Annotated in this window: 18 protein-coding genes and 1 tRNA gene; 11 read left to right on the forward strand and 8 right to left on the reverse strand. The window is 48.6% G+C overall.

The window, feature by feature from the left end:
- Nucleotides 1-413 precede the first annotated feature (413 nt).
- From DC20_RS04460 to purL, 4 genes are all read right to left on the reverse strand, one after another.
- Nucleotides 414-1,628 carry a DUF4861 domain-containing protein gene (locus tag DC20_RS04460; RefSeq protein ID WP_062542730.1) on the reverse strand — a complete coding sequence of 405 codons (1,215 nt, stop codon included), beginning with the start codon at nt 1,626-1,628 and terminating at the stop codon, nt 414-416.
- 54 nt (nt 1,629-1,682) lie between these two features.
- The gene (locus DC20_RS04465) at nt 1,683-2,765 is read right to left on the reverse strand and encodes a LacI family DNA-binding transcriptional regulator (protein WP_062542731.1); all 1,083 of its coding nucleotides are present in this window, start codon (nt 2,763-2,765) and stop codon (nt 1,683-1,685) included.
- Between the two features lie 569 nt (nt 2,766-3,334).
- Nucleotides 3,335-3,407: transfer RNA gene (locus tag DC20_RS04470), tRNA-Gln, on the reverse strand.
- A gap of 95 nt (nt 3,408-3,502) precedes the next feature.
- Nucleotides 3,503-5,722, reverse strand: coding sequence for a phosphoribosylformylglycinamidine synthase subunit PurL (gene purL, locus DC20_RS04475; RefSeq protein WP_062542732.1), 2,220 nt, complete (start codon nt 5,720-5,722; stop codon nt 3,503-3,505).
- Between the two features lie 242 nt (nt 5,723-5,964).
- Here purL and DC20_RS04480 point away from each other — a divergent pair, with 242 nt between their 5' ends.
- From DC20_RS04480 to pth, 6 genes are all read left to right on the forward strand, one after another.
- The gene (locus DC20_RS04480; RefSeq protein ID WP_062542733.1) at nt 5,965-6,372 is read left to right on the forward strand and encodes a hypothetical protein; all 408 of its coding nucleotides are present in this window, start codon (nt 5,965-5,967) and stop codon (nt 6,370-6,372) included.
- Nucleotide 6,373: 1 nt separating this feature from the next.
- Entirely contained in the window at nt 6,374-6,610 is a 237-nt protein-coding gene (locus DC20_RS04485) for a hypothetical protein (RefSeq protein WP_062542734.1), read from the forward strand.
- Between the two features lie 312 nt (nt 6,611-6,922).
- Entirely contained in the window at nt 6,923-8,428 is a 1,506-nt protein-coding gene (gene atpD / locus DC20_RS04490; RefSeq protein ID WP_062542735.1) for a F0F1 ATP synthase subunit beta, read from the forward strand.
- A gap of 95 nt (nt 8,429-8,523) precedes the next feature.
- Nucleotides 8,524-8,772, forward strand: a complete 249-nt coding sequence (atpC, locus tag DC20_RS04495; RefSeq protein WP_062542736.1) for an ATP synthase F1 subunit epsilon — start codon at nt 8,524-8,526, stop codon at nt 8,770-8,772.
- 227 nt (nt 8,773-8,999) lie between these two features.
- Nucleotides 9,000-10,127 carry a trans-sulfuration enzyme family protein gene (locus tag DC20_RS04500; protein ID WP_062542737.1) on the forward strand — a complete coding sequence of 376 codons (1,128 nt, stop codon included), beginning with the start codon at nt 9,000-9,002 and terminating at the stop codon, nt 10,125-10,127.
- A gap of 139 nt (nt 10,128-10,266) precedes the next feature.
- Entirely contained in the window at nt 10,267-10,827 is a 561-nt protein-coding gene (gene pth / locus DC20_RS04505) for an aminoacyl-tRNA hydrolase (RefSeq protein WP_062545794.1), read from the forward strand.
- Between the two features lie 86 nt (nt 10,828-10,913).
- On the opposite strand, the gene DC20_RS04510 is transcribed toward pth, so the two are convergent.
- On the reverse strand, nt 10,914-11,177 hold the full coding sequence (locus DC20_RS04510; protein WP_062542738.1) for a hypothetical protein: 264 nt from the start codon (nt 11,175-11,177) through the stop codon (nt 10,914-10,916).
- A 331-nt stretch (nt 11,178-11,508) separates the two neighbouring features.
- Here DC20_RS04510 and DC20_RS04515 point away from each other — a divergent pair, with 331 nt between their 5' ends.
- The 5 genes from DC20_RS04515 (at nt 11,509) to DC20_RS04535 (ending at nt 17,049) form a co-directional block, all read left to right on the forward strand.
- Nucleotides 11,509-12,723 (forward strand): MFS transporter, encoded by a 1,215-nt coding sequence (locus DC20_RS04515; protein ID WP_062542739.1) that lies wholly within the window; start codon nt 11,509-11,511, stop codon nt 12,721-12,723.
- A 196-nt stretch (nt 12,724-12,919) separates the two neighbouring features.
- Nucleotides 12,920-14,095, forward strand: a complete 1,176-nt coding sequence (locus tag DC20_RS04520; RefSeq protein ID WP_062542740.1) for a lactonase family protein — start codon at nt 12,920-12,922, stop codon at nt 14,093-14,095.
- A gap of 5 nt (nt 14,096-14,100) precedes the next feature.
- The gene (locus DC20_RS04525) at nt 14,101-15,075 is read left to right on the forward strand and encodes an NAD(P)H-quinone oxidoreductase (RefSeq protein WP_062542741.1); all 975 of its coding nucleotides are present in this window, start codon (nt 14,101-14,103) and stop codon (nt 15,073-15,075) included.
- 161 nt (nt 15,076-15,236) lie between these two features.
- Nucleotides 15,237-16,109, forward strand: a complete 873-nt coding sequence (locus tag DC20_RS04530) for a hypothetical protein (protein WP_071885553.1) — start codon at nt 15,237-15,239, stop codon at nt 16,107-16,109.
- A 97-nt stretch (nt 16,110-16,206) separates the two neighbouring features.
- Nucleotides 16,207-17,049 (forward strand): energy transducer TonB, encoded by an 843-nt coding sequence (locus DC20_RS04535; RefSeq protein ID WP_062542743.1) that lies wholly within the window; start codon nt 16,207-16,209, stop codon nt 17,047-17,049.
- 104 nt (nt 17,050-17,153) lie between these two features.
- On the opposite strand, the gene metG is transcribed toward DC20_RS04535, so the two are convergent.
- The 3 genes from metG to DC20_RS04550 all read right to left on the reverse strand — a co-directional run bounded on the left by metG (nt 17,154) and on the right by DC20_RS04550 (nt 20,086).
- On the reverse strand, nt 17,154-19,199 hold the full coding sequence (gene metG / locus DC20_RS04540) for a methionine--tRNA ligase (protein ID WP_062542744.1): 2,046 nt from the start codon (nt 19,197-19,199) through the stop codon (nt 17,154-17,156).
- Nucleotides 19,200-19,413: 214 nt separating this feature from the next.
- Complete coding sequence (locus DC20_RS04545) at nt 19,414-19,770, reverse strand: hypothetical protein (protein WP_062542745.1); 357 nt, start codon at nt 19,768-19,770, stop codon at nt 19,414-19,416.
- 10 nt (nt 19,771-19,780) lie between these two features.
- Nucleotides 19,781-20,086 (reverse strand): hypothetical protein, encoded by a 306-nt coding sequence (locus tag DC20_RS04550; RefSeq protein WP_062542746.1) that lies wholly within the window; start codon nt 20,084-20,086, stop codon nt 19,781-19,783.
- Nucleotides 20,087-20,116 lie beyond the last annotated feature (30 nt).

Consider the following 20,116-nt stretch of genomic DNA (forward strand, 5'->3'; position numbering starts at 1 on the left):
TTGTCATTTGAACACATAAGTTTTTTGCTCTTTAACCTGCAAGACAAACTAACCTACCAGTTCACTTGCCGAACCAAGTACTAAACGCATCTAGCAAATCAATATAAAATATTAGGGAAGTTGATCCGTCAGCAAACCAACACTTGTTAAGTTTAGAAGAGGTAGTTTGCCCAAGTAACTGCCTGTAATCTCTTTGATAGGAGCTTCCTTGATGGAAATTACACATGCAGATAAATTTAGCTTCTATTCCAATTCCATAAAGCCTCCTCTTCAACCAGCAGGTGACTTTACCCCATTTTCTCATGGCACCTACAAAAGCAAACCCCTGTTTCAAGCCTGCTTTTACAAAAACGGGCTTGAAACAGGGGTGACATCAATGATACAATCAGTTTAGCAGTAAATACCCTCCAACTCTAGAACGATACTTCTAAAGGCGACGCTAAGCGTTTCGCAAAGGCTGCCAGATACTGATCCCATTCCTCAACATTTTTAAACTGGCCACTCTTTACCCATCCAAAGCCGGCGTAATACACTACTTTCCCTTCTTTTGGAGTTGTCACAACATACAGGTGACTCATGTCTCTGCCTGGAACACGGTGATCTTTATAACTCAGCACTGAGGATGGGGAGATTACAATACCAGTCCCCAGGTGTGATTTATCCATAGGCTCCCAGTACCGGAACCAGCCAGCCTCTTGATCTGCTTTTACTTCCCCTTTTTTATCATGCAAGGTGATGCCTACTGTTACATTTGGCAAAGGTTTGTCACTTTCAACCTGTACTTCATAACGGGTCATGTTACTACCCAGGTCTAAGCTAACCAACTTCTTCTCCGTGATGGTTCGGCCATTCGTCTGCCAGGGGGCATAGGTAAGCTCAAACAATGTGCGGATAGGCCCCTCCGCTATTTTTCTGTAACTGATGAAGTTTTTGGAAGTGTATAACGTATCGTTTTCCCAAACTCCTATTCCCCCAATGCCGCGGCTAGGTCCTACATGGTAAGGATCGTAGCCTTCTCCCCTATCGGTATGGTAGTAGTTAGGATCATTCAGGTAGCCTTTGTACCAGGCATCAATAATGGGATGACTTACCCTTTTAAGCCAAGCATCCATTCCACTGGTTAGGGTGCCCCCTGGCTTACCTTGTTCCACCATTTGTTGGGCTACGGGGCCATAGGTACGAAATGCCACCCGATCATTTTCCCAGGTATAATCATCGGTGCGCTCAGGCACAAACCTGGAGTAGGTTCTTACTTCGCTCTTAGGCCTGGAGGCAGCCCCATTAGCGACGCCCCGTACGTGAAATTTCTTTGTTGATCTGGCTTTGATATCAGTTTGGAAAAGTATTTCGTCAGCTTTTCCATCCAGATCATTGTCAATGGTTTGGCTTACCAGCACTTTTCCTGTTTCACTGTCCTTCACCAAAAGGTTTTCCACGCCAAATTCATTTGCCAATAGTTTAACCTCAGAAACCGGGATGGTGATTGTTTCTGAGGTCCGGTCGAGGTCAAGCCGGTTTTTAACTGTGATGCTTCTGCCTGTAGGTATCTGCTGGCAGGAACCTACTAGACAGGTAGCCAGCACACTGCCAACCCATAATGTTCTCTTCGCTTTTGAAATAATCTGCATCAAGTCTAAAAGTAATCTATAGGTTTAATATTCTTGTCAACAAAGGCAGCAACATTAATTGCCACGTATTGCTGGTTCATTTCGGGATGAAAACAATAAGCTTTCCTCTTTTATCTGTAGGCCAGTTGATTTCCTGATTATCAAATCAACCGGTGTAGTTGACGAAACGATCTCGCCGGGCGTGATTTGCCCATGGATAAGATCCATCATTAGAACTGCTGCTCTTTCTCCTACCAGGTGAGGATACTGCTCCACTGAGGTGATGTCTGGATCTATGATCTCTGAACGGGGATCATTGGAGTACCCTGCCACCTTCAGATCAGATGGGATATGTAACCCGAATTGCTTTGCGGACTGTACTACAGTGATGGCAGCCGTATCATTACAGGCAAAAACAGCGTCTGGTAAAGACACATTTGAAAAGAGGGCGTTGCAGTCTTGCAGAGTATTCTCCTTTGTCAGCTCATGAAAGAAAAGAAGCCGCTCATCTACTGGGGTATCATACTCTTTCATTGCCTGCAAATAGCCAGAGAATCTATCCCGATAGATGCTGCAGGTTAAGGGCCCTCCAATGTGGGCTATCTGTCGGCAACCTTGTTCCAGAAGATGCAGGGTGGTCCTGTAACCGCCCTGGAAATCATCGCCCTGTAATTTATGTACCTCGTAGTTCAATGGCACCCGGTCAAAGAATACAAGAGGGGTGTTTGCGTTCTTGAAAACATCAAAATGCGAGAAGTCCTCTGTGTGAAGGGTGGTGGAAACAATCAGACCTTCTACCCGCGCCGCATACATGGCATTCACCAACTCCTTTTCCAACATCACTGAGTCATTGGATTGGCACACCATTAGATTATAGTCAAACTCCTGCAGCTTGTTCTGAACCGCCGTGACTACAGATGAAATGAAATACATGGATATTTTAGGAACAATCAATCCTATCGTATTTGATTTACTGTTCCGCAGGCTAGCCGCCAAAGCATTATGCCGGTAATTCAGTTTCTCAACCGCTTCTCTCACCCGCCTTTTTGTTTCCTCGCTTTGGTGTGGGTGATCGTTCAATGCCCTTGAAACAGATGAAATAGATAGCCCTAACTCAGCAGCTATATCTTTTATAGTGTATTCAGGACGTTTTTTCATTCTTTCTATCGGATATCATATAAAATAACTTATTTCATATTTATTAATACCACATACTCTTGTTATTCATTATTAGGGAATTAGGGACACTTCTGCGTAGTTGGAAGAAGGCAAGTACGCTCCCCTATTACTCTTCATGTTCAGCTCAAAGGAATATGTACCCTTCCAAAGAACCATCTTTGTCTTTCTCCTAATACCTTACAATAAACCAGTAGATAGGAATTTTGGCTTAAGTACGCTTTCTAAAAGTGATTCCGCACAACCTTCTTGAAGAGTTAACTACTGGAGGAAGGTTAGCTTTTTTGCCGGCAACTCTAAAAGAACAAGGTGTAGTGAGGATAGTTGTCCTGTGCAAACAGTATTCTGCTATAAGCTTCATCAACAATAGAGACGTGCAATGGAATAATTAGACAGCTTCCTCTTCTAATTTATGTTTGAGCTGAAATTATATGGGGCTACAAGCAGGAGAAACGCCAGAGAATACAGTTTCTCACCTCCTTAATTGCTTCACAAAACAATTTCACATGCACAAAAAAAGCCTCTCAGATTTCTCTAAGAGGCTTTTCAAGTTGTCCGACCAGGTTTCGAACCTGGACTCTTCTGAACCAAAATCAGACGTGTTGCCAGTTACACCATCGGACAATTTCCCGCTGATAACCTGTTGTTATCGTTTGGTGTTGCAAAGGTAGAAAAGAATTCTTTCAGCGCAAACCCACAGCGAAAAATTTTAAAAAAATTTATTCCATAATCCGCTCCAGCGCGGTGTCATAGCTGTTTTTGATCACCTGAATGGCATGGAACACCTCACCGTCTACCTCACAATAGCGGGCGGTCACTTCTCCAATTTTTTTGAAAGTCAGGTTGTTACCAGAGACAAGTTTCTCAAATGCCTCCTGCTGCGCTGGGGAAACACTTACCACCACGCGGCTCTGGCTCTCGCCAAACAAATAAGCATCTTTTCTGAAATTCTGATCAGTGGCAATAGTGAAACCCAACTCATTGGCCATGGCTGATTCCAACAAGGTGATGTATAATCCTCCATCGGCGCAATCATGCGCTGATTGGATCAACCTCTCTTTAATCAGGGACTTCACAGTCTTTTGCAGCAGCAGCTCTTTTTCCATGTCAAAGGCCGGAGCCGGAGACAATTTCACGCCGTGGTACGAATACAAGTATTCGCTAGAAGCGATGTCGTTGGCAGGATCACCTAATAGGTAGATAGCATCTCCCTCTTTCTGGAAGGCCAAGGTCATGGTATTGGCTTTGTCTTCCACAATCCCCAGCATACCAATGGTAGGCGTCGGGAAAACCGGACCTTCATCTGAAGACTGGTTGTAGAAGCTCACGTTCCCGCCGGTTACCGGCGTTCCAAAAGCCTCGCAGGCTTTACCCATTCCTTTGATGGCGCCCACAAACTGCCAGTATACTTCCGGCACGTATGGGTTCCCAAAGTTCAGGCAATTGGTGATGGCCACGGGCTCACCACCTGAGCAGACAATGTTACGGGCAGCTTCGGCCACGGCAATGGCAGTTCCTTCTTCCGGATCGGCGTTCACATAGCGGCTGTTGCAGTCTACGGTGATGGCAATGGCCTTGTCAGAACCTTTCACCTTCACGATACCCGCATCGGCTGGGCGGTTGGTGGTTAGGGTAGCCGTACCAATCATGGAGTCATACTGCTTGTACACCCACCGCTTAGAAGCAATGTTAGGGTGCGTAGCCAGGAACTCAGCTACTGCTTTATAGTCACTTGGCTCTTCTACAGAGTCAATAGAAAATTTCTTTGCTTCCTGATAATACGCCGGCTCACGGTATTCTCTGTGATACACCGGGGCACCACCGCCTAACACCAAGTCATCAGCAGGCACATCGGCTACCAGTTCCCCTTTTTGGTAGTAGCGAAGACGTTTGCTGTCGGTTACCTCGCCAATCTGGGCGCAGGACATGTCCCACTTATCGCAGATCTGGTAAATAAGGTCTTCGGCACCTTTTTCCATCACCACCAGCATGCGCTCCTGGCTTTCAGACAGAAGAATTTCAAACGGCTGCATGTTGGCCTGGCGCATAGGCACCTTGTCCAGCCAGATTTCCATGCCGCTTTCGCCTTTGGCGCTCATTTCTGAGGTAGAGCAGGTGATACCAGCGGCACCCATGTCCTGCATACCTACTACGCGGTTAGTAGCCAAAATTTCCAAAGTAGCCTCTAAAAGCAGTTTCTCCTGGAAGGGGTCCCCCACCTGTACTGATGGTAAGTCATTCACAGAATCTTCGGTGATGTCCTTAGACGCGAAGGCTGCGCCATGGATTCCGTCTTTACCAGTAGCAGAGCCGATGATGAACACCGGGTTTCCGGCACCATGTGAGGTGGCGCTGGCAGTTTTGCCTACTTCCACAATACCCGCGGAGAAGGCGTTTACCAACGGGTTTACGTTGTAGCAATCGTCAAAGAACAGCTCACCGCCCACGGTAGGAATCCCGAAAGCGTTACCGTAATCTCCAATTCCTTTCACCACACCTCTTAACAGGCGCTTGGTTTTATCTGAGGTCGGGTTCCCGAAGCGCAGGGAGTTTAATTGCGCAATTGGGCGGGCACCCATGGTGAAGATGTCACGGTTGATTCCACCCACTCCCGTGGCTGCGCCTTGGTAAGGCTCCAACGCAGATGGATGGTTGTGGGACTCTATCTTAAAGGAGCAGGCCAATCCGCCGCCGATGTCTACCAGACCGGCATTCTCCTCCCCTGCTTTCGCCAACATGCGGGGCGAGTCTTTCGGAAGAGTTTTCAGCCAAACAATAGAGTTTTTATAGGAGCAGTGCTCAGACCACATTACTGAGAAAATACTCAGTTCAGTGAAATTAGGCGTGCGGCCCAGGATTTCTTTGATGCGATCAAATTCTTCAGGCAGGAGGCCCAATTTCTGGGCGGTATCTACGGTAGTCAGGATCTGGGTTTCCAAGACGGATAGTGATTTAGTAAGACAGGGCAAAAATAAAGATTTCTTTTAGAAGCACCCTCCCTCTTTTTGCATCCTTTTAGGACTCTTTTCGCAAAAACTACCTTAAAATGAAGAAATTGTTACCTGCAGGTTAGCCCAGCAATCCTTTGCATTATGTTTTGGTTAAGCTTCTAAGCGGAACTGGGCCATTTAAACCCTCTTTTGTAAACTTACAGAGGTACTTACTAAACAAGTGCCCTGGCATGGCAAAAGCAGAGAGAAATAACATCACCCTGGCGGTTTATTATATATCAACCAAACCCATTTCCACCCTTTCCCTGAGCATGGAAAATGCTTCCCTGGCTTGGCTCATGGACAGCCTGGAGGTGACACCTAGCGGAAACCATTACTCACTTCGGCTTTTAAACGCACAGGAGTTCAGGCATGCCCGCCGCATCCTTCCTGCCATTGGTGATGCAAGTCGGAATATCCGTTTCAGGGGTGTATTTCGCAAAAAAGCGGCAAAACGCATCACTTCGGCTCCAGTTGTAGTCCCTCCTATAGAGACATACATCCAACACCCCACTTTTGCCGCCAGAACTGCCACAGGCTCCACTTTCCGCCTGAACTGGATCAAATCTATTTTCCAATTAACTTTGAACGGACTCTAACATGGAAGCCAACGACACTGTTCTTTCGTTTTATTTCAAGTCAACCAATCCTGTATACACTTATTCCCTTGACAGCCAAGACAGCAGATTAACGCAAGTGCTGGAAGATGTACGAATGGTGCGCCACGGAAACCACATCTTTGTGCATTTGCGCAGCGAGTTCGAATTGGAAAGGGCCCTATGTTTTCTAGGGCATAACCAGAAGCAAACCAAGCTTTCGGCCTCCTCTGCCGCCTGACACTCCCCTCTTTATTCTTTTTTTCTTTGTTGGAGGGCTTCCTCTGAAGCTCAGAGCCTCTGCCTTTAAGCTTAGGCTCCCCTTTATTTTCCTGGGCTTTTACCTTGGGTTCTGTTCTTTGGATCAGAGCCAAAAGCTGTTTCTAAGCTGGTTTCTACAAAATACCCTTGAAAGAAGCCGGGAATCCGCCTTTTCGCCATTCAATTCCTGATAAAAACTTTTTCCGTACTTCCATGGAATTGCAGAGATTAAGCCCTATTTTTGCAGCCTGAAAGAAGTGAGTATCTATCTAAATAATTATAAACCAACCTAATGGCGAATATTGGCAGAATTACCCAGGTGATCGGTCCCGTAGTGGACGTAAGCTTCTCGGGTGAGAATTCTAAGTTGCCCAAAATCATGGATGCCCTGGTAGTGGTGAAGGCGAACGGTGCCCGCGTGGTACTGGAAACGCAGCAGCACTTAGGCGAGGATCGGGTACGTACCATTGCAATGGACGCGACCGAGGGCTTGACCCGCGGCATGGAAGTGACCGATTTGGCATCTCCTATCTCAATGCCTACCGGCGATAACGTGTTAGGCCGTCTGTTCAACGTGATTGGCGATGCCATTGACGGTATTCCGCAGCCTGCCAGCTTGGTAGACCTGCCTATTCACCGCAATGCCCCTCGTTTTGAGGACCTTTCTACTTCTTCTGAAGTTCTTTACACTGGTATCAAAGTAATTGACCTGATTGAGCCTTACTCTAAAGGAGGTAAAATTGGTTTGTTTGGTGGTGCCGGGGTAGGTAAAACCGTATTGATCCAGGAGTTGATCAACAACATCGCCAAAGGCCACGGTGGTCTTTCTGTGTTTGCCGGTGTTGGTGAGCGTACCCGTGAGGGAAATGACTTGCTGCGTGAGATGATTGAGTCGGGCATCGTGCGTTACGGTGACGAGTTCATGGAATCTATGGAGCACGGCGGATGGGATCTATCTAAAGTAGATGCAGAGGCCTTGAAAGAGTCTAAAGCAACCTTCGTGTTTGGTCAGATGAACGAGCCTCCTGGGGCGCGTGCCCGTGTGGCCTTGTCTGGTTTGACCATTGCCGAATCTTTCCGTGACGGTGACGGCACTGGTTCTGGTCGTGACATTCTTTTCTTTATTGACAATATCTTCCGTTTCACCCAGGCAGGTTCTGAGGTATCGGCCCTTCTAGGTCGTATGCCATCTGCGGTAGGTTACCAGCCAACATTGGCGACTGAGATGGGTGCCATGCAAGAGCGTATCACGTCTACTAAGCGTGGTTCCATTACGTCTGTACAGGCCGTTTACGTACCTGCAGATGACTTGACTGACCCTGCTCCAGCGACCACTTTCGCTCACTTGGATGCTACTACCGTACTTTCCCGTAAAATCTCTGAGCTTGGTATCTACCCTGCGGTAGACCCTCTGGATTCTACGTCCCGTATCTTGACCGCTGACGTAGTAGGTGCTGAGCACTACAACACTGCCCAGCGCGTAAAAGAGATCTTACAGCGTTACAAAGAATTACAAGACATCATCGCTATCTTGGGTATGGATGAATTATCTGAAGAAGATAAATTAGTCGTACACAGAGCGCGTCGTGTGCAGCGTTTCTTGTCTCAGCCATTCCACGTAGCCGAGCAGTTCACTGGCTTGAAAGGCGTGTTGGTTGACATCAAAGACACCATCCGTGGCTTCAACGAAATCATGGACGGTCTGCATGACAACCTGCCTGAGGCAGCCTTCAACCTGGTAGGTACCATTGAAGACGCTGTTGCCAAAGGTCAGAAAATGATGGCCGAAGCGAAATAAATATCAGTCCTGAGTTCTGAGTCTAGAGTTTTGAGTCTTACAAAGATTTAGCTCAGAACTCAAGACTCAAGACTCAGAACACAGAACTCACAGAAATGTATTTAGAGATCATCACCCCAGACAAGAGAGTATTTGAAGGCGACGTTACTTCGGTTAAGTTTCCGGGCATCAACGGCGGGTTTGAAGTGTTGAACAACCACGCAGCCCTCATCAGTGCCCTGGCCAATGGAGCCGTACGCATCACGCCTGCTACCGGTACTCCGGTAGTATTCCAGATTGACGGGGGAGTTGTGGAGGTATTGGACAACAAAATCATTGTCCTGGCTGAAGCTGTTACCGCCTAAAGATTTCCTGTTTTTCATATGAAAGCCCGCTCTTCTGCAAAGGAGGCGGGCTTTCGCTTTTAAGGCTGTTTCCTATAAACAGGCTCAAACGCATTTTCAACTTTCCTCTCTTTCTGCTTACCTTTAGGATTGTTGATTACTAGTTGCTGATTATTGCTATCTCATGATACAATCAATCACACCTCTAACAATCAGCAATCAACAACTAAAAATAAATATTCGCTGCTGTGTTTATCTCGCCAAAAGTTACGCCTATTTACCAAACCTCGGTTTTCACCTTTGAAGACCTGAATGCCCTGGAAGCTTATTTTGAGCAACCGGGTCAGAGTTATATGTATAGCCGTAACGGCAACCCTAACACAGATGAATTAGCCGAGGACGTAAACCAATTGGAGCGCGGCCAGGGAGCAGTAGCCACCTCTTCCGGAATGTCAGCTATTCTAACTGCCCTTTTGGTGTACTGCCAGGCAGGAGACCACGTACTCAGCGCAGAGGAAGTGTATGGTGGATCAGCAGCACTCCTTAGCCAGGAACTTACCCGTATGGGTGTGCAGATCACCTTTGTGCCGATGGCCGAGATGTACAGCTTTGAAGCCCAGATTCAGCCAAACACCAAAGTGATGCTGGTAGAAACCATCAGCAATCCTAAAATGACGGTACTGGACATAGCTAAGGTGGCGCAGGTTTGCCAAGCGAAGGATGTAAAATTAGTAGTGGACAATACCTTCGCCTCCCCTGTGATCACCAGACCGTTAGAGTTAGGTGCTGACATGGTCATCCACAGCGTGACCAAATACCTCTCGGGCCATAGCGATGTTACCGCCGGAGTGGTGATTGCCAAAGAAGCCACTGATGCCCAGCGCGCAAAACAGATTGTAGTGGCCTGGGGATTAACCTTGAGCCCTTTTGAGTCTTGGTTAGCCGCCAGAGGCTTGAAGACTTTGAAACTTAGAATGCGGCAACATTCTGAAAATGCCCTTGTCCTTGCTACGTACCTGCAACAACACCCAAAGGTGGGCGAAGTCTTTTACCCTGGTTTGCCAGACCACCCGCAGCACGAAATGGCGGCAACGCAAGGCAATGGGCAGTTTGGTGGCATGCTTTCTTTCAGGATAACGGATGACGTGGAAACGGTAAACCGATTCCTGCGGGGCCTAACCCACATGCCGTTCGCGCCGTCGTTAGCCGGGGTGGTTTCCTCCATTTCTTACCCAAAGGGCACCTCGCACCGCGCCCTCACCCCTGAGCAACGGGAAAACCTGGGCATTACCATTGGCCTGATTCGCTTATCTGTGGGCATTGAGGAACCCGAGGAGTTGATCGCCGATTTGGAAAAAGCGTTGGCCGCTATTTAAGCCCTTTTGTTCCGGGAGTGTTTTCAGAAAATTAGCCTCAAAGACTTCAAGCACTTACCTTTGTAGGATGTTTACACGTTTAGTCAACTGGCTTGGTGGGAAGAGACCTTCTTCGCAAACAGATGACCTTTCAACTGATATGAAATACTTACTCGTAGGCCTGGGGAACATTGGTCCAGAATACGCAGATACGCGCCACAACATCGGCTTTATGGTGCTGGATCACCTGGCCAAAAAACATGATGTTACTTTTGACACCGGCCGTCATTCTTTTGTAACGGATTTTAAAAGCAAAGGCAAGCACTTCACGTTGGTAAAGCCTACCACGTTCATGAACCTGAGTGGCAAAGCAGTTGCCCACTGGCTGAGTGTGTTGAAGATTCCGGCGGAGCAGATGCTGGTGATCACCGATGACCTGGCTTTACCTTACGGGAAACTGCGGATGCGGGCTAAAGGCAGCGCCGGTGGGCACAATGGCCTCAAACACATTGAGCAAACTTTGGGCAACAATGAGTATCCTCGCCTGCGGTTTGGCGTAGACTCGCAGTTCTCCAAAGGCCGTCAGGTAGATTATGTATTAAGCCCTTTCTCGGCTGACGAGCAGATTGATTTGCCTACCCACATTGAGAAAGCCGGGGAAATGTGCCTCTCCTTCGGGACAATTGGATTGGAGCGCACAATGAACTTCTTCAACAAGTAGACTCCAGAAGTAAAAAGTCCGTCGTTTTAAGGGTTTTTTTAGGAAAGAACCCTTAAAACGACGGACTTTTTGATGATAGCTATCTCTTAGGCAGAAAGCAGGTGGTCCAGGTTTTGGGCCAGAATATTGGCTTGCTCCTTTAATTCTAAAAACCTTCTGCGCAAAGATTCTGGCTCAGAGGCAGGGTTAGCTTCTACTTTCTCCTCAAACGCCTTCATCTCTTCCAAGAGCACCTGTATGTGCTCCCCCATAACCTCCTGAAGTTTCAGGAGCTTTTGATTAGCCTGGGTAAGCTGCTCCTGCTCTTTTTCTCTGTTTAAGCGAGGATGGTTTAACTCAAAATGAAGCATGACCTGTGGGTTATAACTTCCAGCATAGGGGCTGGCCTTTTTAATTATGGGTAGTTAATCAGTAAAACACAAGGCACCTAAGGCATGGCTTTGGGCTTAGAAAAGCGGCACTCTCAAACTTTCACCCATGATTACTCTGAGCATAAGAAACCTCTCTTCAGGAACAATCAACGGATGCTGAGTTTGATTGGGATAAAGGTAAAAAAGGCTGCAAGCATACTATTTATTTCTCGACAGACCTTCTCTTTTGAAGGCTAAATCCTTTATAAAACCCGATGTAATCTTTTGCATTAGCGGTATTTGCCTACTTTTGTGCCGCTCCATTTAGCCCATGACTCGCCTCTTCTCTTTATATAGAAATGCTTTTGGCGGCCTCTCCAGAGAAGCCTGGCTTTTGGCGGCTGTCATGTTCATTAACCGCAGTGGGGCTATGGTAGTGCCGTTTCTGAGCGTGTACCTCACCGAGGCTTTGGACTTCAGCCTGAAACAAGTGGGCATTCTCCTGAGTCTCTTTGGCGTAGGCTCTATGTGCGGCACGTTCCTGGGCGGCTGGCTCACCGACAAGGTGGGGCATTTCAAGGTACAGTTCTTCAGCCTGGTGCTGGGCGGAAGCTGGTTTTTTGTGATGCTCACGCTGGAGCGATTTGAGCTTTTCGCCGGCGGCATTTTCCTGCTTAGCCTCTTAACTGAATGCCTTCGTCCCGCTAACGCCTCCTCAGTTAGTTCTTATGCGCGCCCTGAGAATGTAACCCGTGCCTTTTCCCTGAACCGGATGGCCATCAACTTAGGCTTTTCCATCGGTCCTGCTTTAGGGGGAGTATTAGCGACAGTCTCGTACCAGTGGCTGTTCATGGCCGATGGGCTGACCTGCCTCAGTGCCGGTGTGTTGTTTTTCTTTTACTTCCGGCATCGGCAAGGCCACGCTCCTGTCCAAACTACTGTAACAGTACCAACTGCCAAGCCCCTTCCTACGCGCTCCCCATACCGCGACGGATTGTTTGTGTTTTTCACGGTGCTGTGTTGCTGCTTTGCCGTGGCCTTTTTCCAGTTCTTCTCCACCATGCCCCTGTATTGGCGGCAGGTCTACCGTTTGTCTGAATTAGAAATTGGGGCGCTGTTGGCTTTCAACGGTCTTGTGGTATTCCTGCTGGAGATGATCATTGTGTACCTGATTGGTGACAAGCACGCGCTCTGGAAAATGATTGTGATTGGTTTGCTTTTGCTGGCTTTGGCGTTTGTCTTGCTGAATGTAGCCAAAGGCTTTCCGGTACTGGTTTTTTCAGTGCTGTTGATGAGCCTTTCTGAAATAATGGCCATGCCCTTTATGAGCACCCTCACCGTGCAGCGGTCCGGGCCGCACAACCGGGGTTCTTACATGGGGCTCTACAGCTTGTCTTATTCCGCAGCGCACATCATTGGTCCGTTTGTGGGCACTACCACCATCGCTAGTTTCGGGTTTGATACGTTATGGTGGGGAGGCACCGTGTTGTGCGTAGTAGCCGCCATTGGGTTCTATTTTGTGGTGAAGAAGCTGCAGGCCGCATAACCACGTGAAACCTTTGTACATGAAGGTTTTATTGCCGCTAAATCACTAAGCTTCTGCTTTCAGGAGACACCAAATTGTAAGCGGTAAGCTTCACCAGTTTGCTCTTTCCTTTCTGAAATCTGGCTTTAAACCTGAAAGCCTTTTCTGCTTTCGGTTCTTTTTGGCATCTTTCACAAAATCTCCAATAAAAAGCCCTATGAAAAAACTGACCTGTTTCCTTCTTCTGCTAAGCATAACCTTGGCAGCCTGTACTTCCGTTAAGCAGAAAGCAACAGACAAAGAGATGATGGTCTATATAGGAACATACGCCAAGCCAGATGCCGAAAGCATTTTTGCTTACCGTTTAAACGAAGAAACAGGCGCTTTAACCAGAGCATTGGGAGTAAAAGGCGGAGAGAACCCTTCTTTTCTAACCCTTGACGCAGACCGCAAACACTTATACGCGGTCAACGAAACCACTGAGTACGAAGGGCAGAAAAGCGGGGCAGTTAGTGCGTTTGCCATAGACCAAAAAACCGGAGACCTCACCTTCCTGAACCGTCAGCCCTCATTAGGCGGAGCTCCTTGCTACATTAGCCTGGACCATAAAAACAAGGTAGCCCTAGTGGCCAATTACGTGGGCGGAAACGTGAGTGCTTTTCCGGTGCAAGCCGATGGCCGCTTAGGCGCATCTTCAGACATGGACCAGCACCAGGGCAAAGGACCTAGGCCGCAGCAGGATGGTCCGCACGCGCACTGCATCCTCCCAGATCCGCAGAATGACTATGCGCTGGCCGTAGATTTAGGCATTGACCAGATCATCAGCTATAAACTGGACAGGTCCGCAGGCAAACTGGAGCGTCAGGCGCAACCGGCATTCACCGCCAAACCTGGAGCTGGTCCGCGTCACCTTACGTTCCACCCTACTAACAAGCGGTTCGCGTATGTGATCAATGAACTGAACGCCACTTTGACCACTTTCACCTACAACCCTAGCAACGGCACCTTAACCGAAGTGGAAACCGTTTCCACCATCCCGGCAGGGTACACCGGTGAGAACTCCTGCGCAGACATTCATGTTTCCGCCGATGGGCGCTTTCTGTACGGGTCTAATCGGGGGCATAACAGCATCGTGGTTTTCAGTATTGACGCCAACACGAATAAACTCACGTTAGTGGAGCACGTGAGCACCCAGGGGAACTGGCCCCGTAACTTCGCTTTTAGTCCATCGGGCAGAACCTTGTTGGTGGCCAATCAACGGTCAAACAACATCACTACTTACAAAGTAGACACCCAGACTGGCAAACTGACCTATACGGGCAATTCTGCTTCAGTTCCCTCACCCGTGTTTGTGCAGGTAGTACCCGCTTTTCCAGAAACGCCACGGCAGTAGAAGCTATGAAAGCAGTTGTGATCACTGAATCGGGCGCCCCGGAGGTACTACAAATCCAGGAACGCGAGGTGCCTACTCCCGCTTCGCACCAGATATTGGTGCGGGTGCATGCCGCCGGTATTAATCGTCCCGATGTGGCGCAACGAAAAGGCCACTACCCTCCGCCCGCTGGAGCACCCGTAGATGTTCCAGGTTTGGAGATAGCGGGCACCATTGAGGCTTGCGGAGACCACGTGGAACGTTGGAAAAAGGGAGATGCAATCTGTGCTTTATTGCCGGGTGGTGGCTACGCGGAATTTGCCGTGGTAGATGCCCGGCATTGTTTGCCCGTTCCCAAAGGTTGGAGCTTTGAAGAAGCCGCCTCCCTCCCTGAAACTGTTTTTACCGTCTGGCACAACGTCTTCCAAAGAGGACAGCTGCAACCCGGAGAGACCTTTCTGGTCCACGGCGGAAGCAGTGGCATTGGCATTACGGCCATTCAGTTAGCCAAGACGTGGGGTGCCAGAGTTTTCGCGACAGCGGGTACCGATGAGAAGTGCCAAGCCTGTGAAGAGTTAGGAGCTGATCAATGCATTAACCACAAAACCCAGGCCTTTGAGGAAGAATTGAAAGCCGAGGGTGTAGACGTGATTCTGGACATGGTGGGCGGGGTCTACATCCCCAAGAACCTGAACCTCCTCAAACCAGACGGAAGATTGGTTTTCATCAACGCCATGCAAGGCGCTCAGGGAAAATTTGACGTGCGCCAGGTGATGCAGAAACGACTTACTATTACGGGTAGTACCCTTCGTCCTCGTGATGCGGAGTTCAAAGCCGCTCTTACCGCCGCCATTGAACAGCACGTCTGGCCCCTGTTGGAAGCTGGTGAGTTCAAGCCCGTGCTGTACAAAGTGTTTCCTTTAGAGGAAGCAGCACAGGCCCACGCACTCATGGAAAGCAGCGAACATATCGGGAAGATTGTGCTCAAGGTGCAGCCATAACCGCCCCGAACCATTCCTGTATGACAGCAGTACAGGAGAGAACTTTTGTTTTAAGCCTGATTTTGGCAAAGTAGGTTAGAAACAAAGCCCCACTGCTCCATGCTTTGCAAAGCAAATTTTTCTTTACCTTCAACCTCTTTTTTGACCCACTCAAGCGCTGCATGAATCTTCTGTTCCTCACGGTAGGCCCAAACTTCAAAACTTATTGCCAGGCGAATTTTGCGATTCTGTCCTTTCTGCCATACCTACAGGAGTTGCATACTATTAATGTATTCACTGACCACCCACAGTATTACCAGCATCTGCACGAACAGGTGCAGGTGATTCCTGTCACTCAGGAACAACTCACTGAGTGGAAAGGCCCACACAACTTCTTTTGGCGGGTGAAGATAAAAGCCATTGAACATCTTGTACAGCTAGCACCGGAGCAGGCCGTCATGTACGTAGATTCAGATGTGTTTCTGTTCCAGAATCCGAAAGACTGGTGGGCGCAAGTCAGGAATGGCGCTGCGTTCATGCACCAGATAGAGGGCCACCTTTCAGCTTTGAAAAGCAAAACCGAGAAGAAGATGTGGCAACAGGTACAGGGAATGGATTTTGGAGATTTTCAAATTAACCAAGGTCACAAGATGTGGAACGCTGGTGTGGTCAATATTCCTGCCCAACATAACGCTGCGGCCATTACGTTGGCTTTGCAAATCTGTGACAAGATGTGTGCCCAGCAAGTAACTCCCCGCCTGATTGAACAGTTCGCCCTTTCCGTGGCGCTGCAAGAAACCTACGACCTTAAAGAAGCCAAGCCTTGGTTGGCGCATTACTGGGGAAACAAGGACGAATGGAATGAGCATATAGGCCAGTTCTTTTTGCAGTCTCACCTGGAAGGCTATACCCTGAACCAGGATGTGGCCCGCCTGCAGCAGTTCGATTACAAATCACTGGCTTTAATCAAGCGCACCAAGAAGACCCATTCCCGGCTCAAGAACGTCATAGATCGCCTGTTCCCCCCCAAAGACCAGGTTTTTATTGAGGAATAGCCTGTATAGTTTTGTTTTGTCTTTTGCTTTTCAAGCTTACTTAACTCTTCTACCTTTATTGAACCAATCGCTCCTTTCAAGAGGGATCACATCTGCCATGCGCTACACGCTTTGCCTTTTGCTTTCCCTCCTTTCTTTGACCGCCTTCTCACAGGAGGCGAGGTACTTTCCAAAAAACTTTCAATCCAGGCAGAACGGAAAAACCAACTTTGAAAGGCACTACTTTTTAGAAGAGAACAAAGTGCGGGTAGACGATTACGCAAATCAAAAGCTGAAGCAGAAAAGTACCGTAAATGGCACCTTGGTGACAGATGAAGTAGACGCTTACTTATGGTACATTAAAAATCCACTGGAGCATTACCTGAAACCGTACTTTCCTAATCTAAAGGCTTCTATTACGCACTTTAATGATGACGGTAAACTTGCGTATGAAATGTATGCCAAGGGCAATAAGCTTACGTATGGGCAGGTGTGGAACAAAGAAAACACTCCTGTTTTAGTTGAAGGCTCAGGCCAGGACATAGTAGCTGCCAAAGACAAAACGGAGGAAGCGTATTATATCTTCAAGGACTCCGTGTTAGTTTCAGCTTTCATCTATCGTACCCAGCAAAAGGACACGTTGCATCTGAGATTTGACCAGATGGCTGCACCCAAGGCCGGACTGTCCGCTTTTACAAATCAACTGGCTAGCACCATTCAATACCCTGAAGATGCTTTGAACCTAGACCGGGAAGCTACAGTGTATATTCAGTTTACTGTTGATGAGCAAGGTCATCTGAAAGACTTCCTGACGCTGAACCGGGAAGAGTTCGAGTTTGACAAAAAAGCCATCGAAAAGTTAAAAGCCTATCCTACCTGGAATCCGGCCATGCTGAAAGGGAGGCCGGTTAAAACAAGATATACTCTCCCCATCGTTTTCAGATTAGAGTACTCCAATTGATCTTCAAGTAAAAAGCCTCGCCTGTAGCACCAGCGAGGCTTTTTACATCATGTACGCTTTTGGACTTGTTTCTCAAAAGCAGGTCAAAAGCGTTTTTAAACATATCAACTCACCCCACCGCCGTTCACTACCGGCTTGGAAGGTTGCATAAAGGCTAAAGAACCATCGGCGTTCTCGGCCATCAGGAGCATGCCTTGGCTCACAATGCCTTTGATCTCGCGCGGTGCTAAGTTCACCAGCACACTTACCTGCTGCCCGATGATCTCCTCAGGGTTGAAGTGTTCGGCGATGCCGCTCACAATGGTGCGCTGGTCAATTCCGGTATCTACTTTCAGCTTCAGGAGCTTTTTGGTTTTGGCTACTTTTTCAGCCTCCAAAATGGTCCCGATGCGGATGTCTATTTTAGAGAAATCTTCAAAGGAGATGTCTTCTTTGGCGGGCGCAGCTACGGCGTTAGCCAGCTCATTTTCCTTCTTCGTATCCAACAGTTTCTGTACTTGGGACTCAATCACGGCATCTTCAATTTTCTCAAACAGGAGCGCGCCTTCACCAATGGTGTGTCCGGCCGGAAGCAGATCCGGTGAACCAGCTTCGTTCCATTTGCCGGCGGTATACTGCAGCATGTTGGCCAGTTTATTAGCCGTTTCCGGTAAAAATGGTTCAGACAGGATTGCCAAGCTGGCCGAAATCTGCAACGCGATGTTCATGATGGTTTCCACCCGCGCCGCATCAGTTTTGATCAGTTTCCAAGGCTCCGTATCTGCAAGGTATTTGTTACCTAAGCGGGCCAGGTTCATCAGTTCACCCAAAGCCTCTTTGAAGCGGTACAGCTCTAAAGAGACAGCGACCTTCTCCGGGAAATCGGCTAATTGGGCCAGTACTTCCTCATCATACGGGGTTAACTCGCCACGTTGCGGAACAGCCCCTTTGTAGTATTTGTGGGTAAGCACTACTGCCCGGTTGATGAAGTTCCCGAAGATGGCCAGGAGCTCATTGTTGTTGCGGGCCTGGTAGTCTTTCCACGTGAAATCATTGTCTTTGGTCTCAGGTGCGTTGGCGCAAAGTACGTAACGCAACACATCGGCTTTGCCGGGCAGGTCTTGCATGTACTCGTGCAGCCACACGGCCCAGTTACGGGAGGTGGAAATCTTGTTGCCTTCCAGGTTCAGGAATTCGTTGGCAGGTACGTTGTCGGGCAGCACGTAGTCACCGTGGGCCTTCAACATAGCCGGGAAGATAATGCAGTGGAACACGATGTTGTCCTTGCCAATGAAGTGCACCAGTTTAGAGCCTTTGTCTTTCCAGTAAGTTTCCCAGTCCGGCGTAAGGTCTTTGGTGGCGGAGATGTACCCGATAGGCGCGTCAAACCACACGTAGAGCACCTTTCCTTCGGCACCTTCTACGGGTACGGGCACACCCCAGTCTAAGTCACGGGTTACAGCGCGTGGCTGCAAGCCTTGGTCAATCCAGCTTTTGCATTGGCCGTACACGTTGGTTTTCCAATCGCCTTTGTGGCCATCCACAATCCACTCGCGTAACCAGGGCTCGTATTGGTCTAAGGGCAGGTACCAGTGTTTGGTCTCACGCAGGACGGGTGGCTCGCCGCTTAAGGTACTCTTCGGGTTAATAAGATCAGTGGCGTTCAATGACGTTCCGCAGCTTTCGCACTGGTCGCCATAGGCACCATCGTTTCCGCATTTGGGGCAGGTGCCCACAATGTAACGGTCAGCGAGAAACTGCTGGGCTTTTTCATCAAAGTACTGCTGAGTGGTTTGTTCAATGAACTTGCCTTCGTCATACAGTTTGCGGAAAAAGCCGGAGGCAATTTCAGCGTGCGTCTTGGACGAGGTGCGGGAATAGATATCAAAGGAGATGTTGAAATCGGCAAACGAGTTCTTGATGAGTTCATGGTACTTGTCTACAGCCTGCTGTGGGGTGATACCTTCTTTCTTAGCCCGAATGGTAATAGGCACGCCATGCTCATCGGATCCGCACACAAACTTCACATCGCGGCCGCGCGAGCGCAGGTACCGTGCATAGATATCAGCGGGAATGTACACGCCGGCTAAATGCCCGATGTGCACAGGGCCGTTGGCATAGGGCAAGGCCGCAGTAATAGTATATCGTTGTGGGTAGGTTGTCTCAGCCATATTGTTTCGTTGAAGAGGCAAATATAGGGAATTTGCAGGCACCTTTTCTTTTCGCTTCCTCTGCTTCTCTTTACGCCCCTTGCCTTTAAAGAGACACTCAAGTGAATGGAATGGCTTCTTCCTTACAATATAAGAGCAAAACGCCGCCACCTATATAAAGGCAACGGCGTTTTGGTGCTGTTTTTCCGGAAATGTCCTCTAACCCGATGTTAGGTTATCCTCCGGTAGTAGTGCCCACAGTTGGGGGCATGTGTGGTCTACGGATGGTATCTGGCGCAACCGGTTGCCTGCCGGGTAGAATCTTCTGACTACGTACAGCCGGAGTCTGGTTTGCGGGGGAGTTGGGGTTACGGTCCTCTATGTTCTTTTTCTGGTTTACCTGGCTCGCCTGGTTGTTCATGTCACGCACTGTAGGGGTTGTCCGGTAGGTGCGTTGGGGCTCTGCCGTTTCTAGGGCCGGGCTGTCTCTGGACGAGGTACAGGCTATTGTTGAAGCACCCCATAAAAAGCTTAGTCCTATAACAGACATTTTACGCCCCTTCTTCTCAAAACTGCTCCAAAACGTCTGCATAGTCTTTGGCTTATCTGGCGTTGCTCTGGCTTAAATCTTCATCTTCCAACTCCTGAACCGCTTTGTAACCTACAGGTGTTAACCGCAGACCAGCGGGGTCTGGCGTGGCATAGCCTTGGTTGCGCAAGTGTTCCTCGGCGCGTTTCTGCACATCGCGGTAGTGCAGCTTTTCATCTTCTTGGTGCAGGAACGGGTAAATCTCGTCCCAGCCCAACACTTCCTCAGCCTGGGTGCCTTTTGTTTTGAAAGCCTTTAAGATAAGGTAACCGGTGTTTTCGATATTCTCGCTGTTGGAGGAAAGGTTCTCTAAATCCATAGTTTTGTGTGTTAAGGTCTGTGCTTTACA

The sequence above is a fragment of the Rufibacter tibetensis genome, from assembly GCF_001310085.1.
In the GTDB taxonomy this organism is placed as follows: Bacteria; Bacteroidota; Bacteroidia; order Cytophagales; family Hymenobacteraceae; genus Nibribacter; species Nibribacter tibetensis.

What these genes read in the sequence shown, in the direction of transcription:
- DC20_RS04520 (WP_062542740.1), top strand. Translation starts at nt 12,920, where the DNA reads ATGAAAAAACTGACCTGTTTCCTTCTTCTGCTAAGCATAACCTTGGCA.
- DC20_RS04465 (WP_062542731.1), bottom strand. Translation starts at nt 2,765, where the DNA reads ATGAAAAAACGTCCTGAATACACTATAAAAGATATAGCTGCTGAGTTA.
- DC20_RS04550 (WP_062542746.1), bottom strand. Translation starts at nt 20,086, where the DNA reads ATGGATTTAGAGAACCTTTCCTCCAACAGCGAGAATATCGAAAACACC.
- DC20_RS04510 (WP_062542738.1), bottom strand. Translation starts at nt 11,177, where the DNA reads ATGCTTCATTTTGAGTTAAACCATCCTCGCTTAAACAGAGAAAAAGAG.
- DC20_RS04480 (WP_062542733.1), top strand. Translation starts at nt 5,965, where the DNA reads ATGGCAAAAGCAGAGAGAAATAACATCACCCTGGCGGTTTATTATATA.
- DC20_RS04515 (WP_062542739.1), top strand. Translation starts at nt 11,509, where the DNA reads ATGACTCGCCTCTTCTCTTTATATAGAAATGCTTTTGGCGGCCTCTCC.
- DC20_RS04460 (WP_062542730.1), bottom strand. Translation starts at nt 1,628, where the DNA reads ATGCAGATTATTTCAAAAGCGAAGAGAACATTATGGGTTGGCAGTGTG.
- DC20_RS04525 (WP_062542741.1), top strand. Translation starts at nt 14,101, where the DNA reads ATGAAAGCAGTTGTGATCACTGAATCGGGCGCCCCGGAGGTACTACAA.
- DC20_RS04530 (WP_071885553.1), top strand. Translation starts at nt 15,237, where the DNA reads ATGAATCTTCTGTTCCTCACGGTAGGCCCAAACTTCAAAACTTATTGC.
- atpD (WP_062542735.1), top strand. Translation starts at nt 6,923, where the DNA reads ATGGCGAATATTGGCAGAATTACCCAGGTGATCGGTCCCGTAGTGGAC.
- DC20_RS04485 (WP_062542734.1), top strand. Translation starts at nt 6,374, where the DNA reads ATGGAAGCCAACGACACTGTTCTTTCGTTTTATTTCAAGTCAACCAAT.
- metG (WP_062542744.1), bottom strand. Translation starts at nt 19,199, where the DNA reads ATGGCTGAGACAACCTACCCACAACGATATACTATTACTGCGGCCTTG.
- DC20_RS04535 (WP_062542743.1), top strand. Translation starts at nt 16,207, where the DNA reads ATGCGCTACACGCTTTGCCTTTTGCTTTCCCTCCTTTCTTTGACCGCC.
- pth (WP_062545794.1), top strand. Translation starts at nt 10,267, where the DNA reads ATGAAATACTTACTCGTAGGCCTGGGGAACATTGGTCCAGAATACGCA.
- atpC (WP_062542736.1), top strand. Translation starts at nt 8,524, where the DNA reads ATGTATTTAGAGATCATCACCCCAGACAAGAGAGTATTTGAAGGCGAC.
- DC20_RS04545 (WP_062542745.1), bottom strand. Translation starts at nt 19,770, where the DNA reads ATGCAGACGTTTTGGAGCAGTTTTGAGAAGAAGGGGCGTAAAATGTCT.